The 4,308-nt window shown below is 71.2% G+C and carries 4 protein-coding genes; all 4 read right to left on the minus strand.

All coding sequences use genetic code 11. The features are described from left to right. Positions 1–413: ATP-binding cassette domain-containing protein (locus ACFWFR_RS17760; RefSeq protein WP_377623911.1), on the minus strand; the 413-nt coding region annotated here is incomplete at its 3' end. A gap of 393 nt (positions 414–806) precedes the next feature. Then, on the minus strand, positions 807–1,310 hold the full coding sequence (locus tag ACFWFR_RS17765) for a VanZ family protein (protein WP_377623912.1): 504 nt from the start codon (positions 1,308–1,310) through the stop codon (positions 807–809). 154 nt (positions 1,311–1,464) lie between these two features. Continuing rightward, a complete protein-coding gene (locus tag ACFWFR_RS17770) occupies positions 1,465–2,298 on the minus strand; it encodes a CPBP family intramembrane glutamic endopeptidase (protein WP_377623914.1) in 834 nt (277 codons plus the stop codon). Positions 2,299–2,306: 8 nt separating this feature from the next. Beyond that, complete coding sequence (locus ACFWFR_RS17775) at positions 2,307–4,196, minus strand: alkyl/aryl-sulfatase (protein ID WP_377623916.1); 1,890 nt, start codon at positions 4,194–4,196, stop codon at positions 2,307–2,309. Positions 4,197–4,308: the final 112 nt, after the last annotated feature.

Here is a 4,308-nt window from a genome sequence, read left to right on the forward strand (position 1 = left end):
ATCCCGAGACGCTGGCCCATGCCCAGCGAGTACGTCCCGGCCCGGCGCCCGGCGACGGACTCGAGACCGGTGATCGCGATGACCTCGTCCACGCGCGAACGCGAGATGCCGTGGGTCCGGGCCTGTGCGAGGAGGTGGCGGAACGCCGTGCGGCCTGGGTGGACGGAACGCGCGTCGAGCATGACGCCGACTGCGTGCAACGGCGAGGGCAGGTCGGCGTACCGACGTCCGCCGACCGTCGCCGTTCCCGACGTGGGGCGCTCGAGCCCGACGATCATCCGCATGGTTGTCGACTTCCCGGCGCCGTTCGGACCGAGGAACCCCGTGACGGTCCCGGGACGAGCTGCGAACGTCAGCTCGTCCACGGCCGTCGTGGGCCCGTAGCGCTTTGTCAGCGCCTCTACCTGGATCATGCGTCTCCTGTCGTCGTCGGGCCGCCCGGTCAGCGCGTGCCCCGTCGTCGACGCTACGGATGCGGCTCAGGGTGCAGCACCTCCCGACGGCCGAGATCTGCGGCGAGCAGCCCTCCTCCGGAAGGAGGAGACAGATGTGAGAGCCGTGTTCCGTACCTGACCCATCGCCATCGCTCTGCGGGTGTGCGGTCAGGAGCCGAAGATGTGGACAGCGGTGTGCAGCAGACCGGCCCGACATCGGCTGGCCGCCACCGGCGGTGACCACTGCGCCCGAAGAACACGACGAGCTGCGACCCGCTGTACCCGAGACTTCTGGCGGACCTCGTCGGGGCCCAGCGGGGACGTGGCTCGCGTCCGTGGACTCAGCCGTCAGGCCTCCTCGGACGCCCTGAGTCACCGACGACTCGTGGACCCGACCCGTCGCGGCCACCGTCGTGCGGCCCAGATCGCGGTCGAGGCCAGGGCCGCGCCGAGCACTGCACCGATCGAGTTCGTGAGCCAGTCGTTGGTGTCGCACGAGCGCCCGAGGCCAGGGAGCAGCGCCTGCACCAGCTCGATCGCGGCGGAGCCGACGACACCGCCGACCAGCGCCACGGCGGGGCGACGGCTCGCGACCGCGGCGAGCAGGACCGGCGGGACGAACAGGATCACGTTGGCCAGGAGCTCCACGCGCCCGAACGTCGGCAGGGACCAGGAGACGGCGCAGCGTTCGAAGATCTCGCGGCTCGTCGGGACGAGCGTGAGCAGCACGAGCGGCAGCAGCGACGCCGCGAACAGCGCCCACGCGAGGCGCGGATGCCAGGACAGCCAGCGCCCCACCGCCGGCCCGCCGAGCACGAGGACGGCGAGGACCGCGGGGGAGAACCACGGGTGGGCGACGAGGAGGGTAGAGATCACGGGGGACGGACGCTCCAGCTCGGGTCGGGCAGGGGACCCACCGTAGCGAGGTCGGACGCTCAGTCCCGACGAACCCCCACCCGCCACGTCCTGGGCCGACCAGGAGCACCACCCGCCCCCGCGAGCCCCACCGACGCGACGGGCGGGACGCACGTCACGGGCGCGCCCCGCCGTCGGGCACGAGCAGCGGGGTGATCGCCTCGCGGGCGGGCCGCGCGCGCTCGCGGACGACGAGCACGACGAGCGTCACCGCGGCCAGGAGGTAGACGAGCGGGACGAGGAAGTTCGCGCCCAGGGTCGCACCGTTGTCGGCCGGGTGGACGCCGACCAGGAAGGACGAGAAGTCCCAGAACGCGTGCAGGGCCATGGCCGCCAGGATCGTGCCGGTCCCGCGCCGCGCCAGGTAGAGGCCCGTCCCGGTCAGGGCCGCGAAGAAGATCTGGATGACCGCCCCGGGCTCGTCCAGCAGGAGGTTGGTCAGGTGGAACCCGCCGAACCACAGCGTCGTCCACAGGACCGCCATGCCCTCGGAGCGTCCTCCTTGCCGCATCGAGCGCAGGACGACCCCACGGAACAAGGTCTCCTCGGTGAACCCGACGAGCAGGCTCGCCAGCAGGACGGTGAGCACGTGCCCAGGCGCGAACAGGCTCCACTCGAGCCCCAGGAGGTGCAGCACCGAGAGGAGGACCATGGCGGCCGGCAGCACCCACAGGAACCAGCCCGTCGGCAGGCGCCGTGCGTCCCGGAACACGTGGTCCCAGCGTGCCCAGGTGAGGAAGGCGACGAGCCAGACCCCGCCCGCCGCGAGCGGCAGGACGGCGGCGCGCAGCGTCGAGTCCGCGGAGTCGAAGAAGTGCTCGTACCCCACGCCCGAGATCTTCATCAGGCCGATGACGATCACGCAGTAGACGACGAACACGACCGCGGCGACGGGCACCGAGGGGGCCACCCGCCACCGGGGGGAAGGGACCGCGACAGGTGAGGACATGCCTCCGGTCATGGGGTCACGATCGCGAAGTCCGGGTCCCCCGGCTCCAGCAGGGCGGCGAGCCGACCCAGCACGGTCGCGTCACCGGTCAGCTCGATGCCCGCCTGGGCGAGCGTGTCCGGTGTGACGTTCCCGCTCGCGAGGACCGGTAGCGCGCGCCTGGGACCGGTGAGGGTGACGTCGGCCGGGCTCTTCTGGACGGCTGTGTTGTACGTGAGCACCCCGTTGGCGAGGCGCAGACGGTAGTGCTCGTCGACGTCGGTCAGCACGACGTCGACCGACAGGTTCTCGCCCCACGCCCGGGGCCCGTCGACCTGGATCGCGAGGGCGTCGAACAGCATCGTGGGGGACAGCTGGGCGAGCATGTCGGACGATGCCGCGACGGTGGGCGTCCCGAACGGTCCGTCGCGCAGCTCGGTCACCCCCGAGAGGTAGGCGTTGCGCCAGGTCCCGTTCTCCGACCCGTACCCGAGCTGCTCGTAGGTGTCGGCGAGCAGCTCGCGTGCTCCGGCGTGGCCGGGCTCGGCGAAGACGACGTGGTTCAGGAGCTCCGCGACCCAGCGGTAGTCGCCCTCGTCGAACGCGACCTGGGCCTTGGCGACCACGGCGTCAGCGCCGCCGCCCAGCTCGACGTAGCGCTTGCCCGCCTCGACCGGTGGGTGCTCCCACAGGTGTGCCGGGTTCCCGTCGTACCAGCCCATGTACCGCTGGTAGATGGCCTTGATGTTGTGGCTCACGGAGCCGTAGTAGCCGTGGGTGCTCCACGCGTTCTCGAGCGCCGGGGGGAGCGTGAGCACCTCGGCGATCTCGATCCCGGTCAGCCCCTTGTTGAGGAGCCTCAACGTCTGGTCGTGCAGGTAGGCGTAGAGGTCGCGCTGGACGTTCAGGTACTCGAGGATGCGCTCGTTGCCCCAGGTGGGCCAGTGGTGGGACGCGAAGACGACCTCGAGATCGTCCCCGAAGAGCTCGATCGACTCGGTGAGGTAGTGCGCCCAGGCGTGCGGGTCGCGCACGACGGCGCCGCGCAGCGTCAGCAGGTTGTGGAGGTTGTGCGTCGCGTCCTCGGCCGCGCACAGCGCACGGTGGTCCGGGAAGTAGACGAGCATCTCGGACGGGGCCTCGGTGTCGGGGGCCATCTGGAAGATCATCCGGACGCCGTCGACGGTCTTCTCCTCGCCGGTCGTGGTGATGTCCACGGTGGGGGCGATGAGGGTGATGGTTCCGGTCGACGTCGTCTGACCCAACCCTGCCCCGACCTGTCCCTGCGGGCCCCGCGCCAGCGCCGCGCCGTACATGTAGCCCGACCTGCGGCCCATGGCCGTGCCCGCGTAGACGTTCTCCGAGACCGCGTGCTCGGTGAACCCCTCGGGGGCGAGGACCGGCACGCGCCCTGCGTCGACGTCCTCCTGGGTCGTGACTCCCTTGACCCCGCCGAAGTGGTCGACGTGCGAGTGGGTGTAGATCACGCCCGTGACGGGGCGGTCCCCGCGGTGCTCGCGGTACAGCTCGATCGCCGCGGCGGCCGTCTCGGCCGAGAGCAGCGGGTCCAGCACGATCACGCCGGTCTCACCCTCGATGAAGGTGACGTTGGAGAGGTCGAAGCCGCGCACCTGGTAGATGCCCTCGACGACCTCGAACAGGCCCTGCGTCGCGACGAGCCGGGACTGGCGCCACAGGCTGGGGTTGACCGTGTCCGGGGCGTCGCCCTGGAGGAAGTCGTAGGTGTCGTTGTCCCAGACGACGCGCCCGTCTGCGGCGGTCACCGCGTTCGGGCTGCGTCGGCCGAGGAGCCCGCGACTGGTGTCGTCGAAGTCCTGGGTGTCGTGGAAGGGCAGGCTGTCTCGCAAGACCTGCTGCTGCCGGACGATGGCGGGGGAGGCTGGCTTGGATCGTGACATGTCTCGGAGCCTTGCAGCCGATCACGGCTCGCGCATCCGGAGCGGTGGAACGGGTCGGTCGACCCTGCGCGGCCGCCGTCCGACGGGCCGACGGCGTCGCTCACCTGGGAGG

Source organism: Oerskovia sp. NPDC060287, assembly GCF_042726775.1.
Lineage (GTDB): Bacteria > Actinomycetota > Actinomycetes > Actinomycetales > Cellulomonadaceae > Oerskovia > Oerskovia merdavium.

Excerpts from the sequence above, each read along its gene's own strand:
- ACFWFR_RS17770 (WP_377623914.1), bottom strand. The coding sequence starts at position 2,298 with ATGTCCTCACCTGTCGCGGTCCCTTCCCCCCGGTGGCGGGTGGCCCCC.
- ACFWFR_RS17775 (WP_377623916.1), bottom strand. The coding sequence starts at position 4,196 with ATGTCACGATCCAAGCCAGCCTCCCCCGCCATCGTCCGGCAGCAGCAG.